At 56.0% G+C, this 1,065-nt stretch carries 1 pseudogene; it reads right to left on the bottom strand.

From position 1 onward, the window contains the following. Nucleotides 1-906: pseudogene (locus QVP67_RS12390) on the bottom strand (heavy metal translocating P-type ATPase); the annotation flags it as partial. Nucleotides 907-1,065: the final 159 nt, after the last annotated feature.

Here is a 1,065-nt window from a genome sequence, read left to right on the forward strand (position 1 = left end):
CAGCATGCTTTCGTCCACGTACGATTCGCCGCTGACTACCGTTCCGTCCACCGGTACCCGTTCGCCGGGTTTTACCAACAGCAGATGGCCGATGGTAACTTGTTCTAATGGATAATTGATAATGGAGAATTGAGAATGGGGTTGCGCGAATTCTCCATTCTCCATTTTCCATTCTCCATTCACCAAGTTTACCGTCTTCGGCTGTAGCCCCATCAGCTTCTTGATGGCACTGGTGGTGTTGCCTTTGGCACGCTCTTCGAGCAGACGGCCCAGCAGAATGAAGGCGATGATGACGCTGGAAGCTTCGAAATAGACGTGCGGCTCGATGCCCCGCGACAGCCAGAAGTCGGGAAACAGCAGGTTGAAGACGCTGAACAGGTAGGCGATGCCGGTGCTGAGGGCTACGAGGGTGTCCATATTGGCTGCACCGTGTTTCAGTTGCTTCCAGGCATTGATGTAGAAACTTCGACCTAACCAGAAGACCACCGGTGTGGCCAGTATGCCCGTCACCAAGCCGGCATAAGGCATGTCCATGAAGACCATGCTGATGACGATGATGGGCAGCGACAGGACGATGGCCCACGTGGCACGGAATTTCAGTGCCTGGTATTTCTGCCGGTGGGCTTGTTCCACTTCGTCGGCTGTATGTTCGTCGGTGTGTATCAGCAGGTCGTAGCCGGCTGCCTGTACGGCCTGTTGCAGGGATGCTTCGTCGCAGCAATCGGAGTCGTACTCGACGGTAGCCGTGGCGGCGGCCTAGTTTACTGCCGCGTGCGCGGCATAGTTTACTGCCGCGTGCCGGACACCCGGCTGATGATTCAGTGCCTTATCAACCCGCGCTGCGCAGGCGGCACAACTCATGCCCATCACAGGGAAGGTTTTCTGAATGGTATTCTTGTTGCTCATGTTATCCTCCTTTTGGCTTTTCGCGGTGCAAAGATACGGAAAACGGAGGACGTTGTGTCGGGAGTGGCTGTTAAAAGATGTGGGTTGTTCTGCCTGTCAGACCCCGTCTGGAAGGCTCTGAGAAGGGGGGCTGAGCCGTGCAAGTGTGGCTCGCGAGCC

It is taken from the genome of Bacteroides sp. CAG:633 (assembly GCF_000435115.1).
Lineage (GTDB): Bacteria > Bacteroidota > Bacteroidia > Bacteroidales > Bacteroidaceae > Bacteroides > Bacteroides ndongoniae.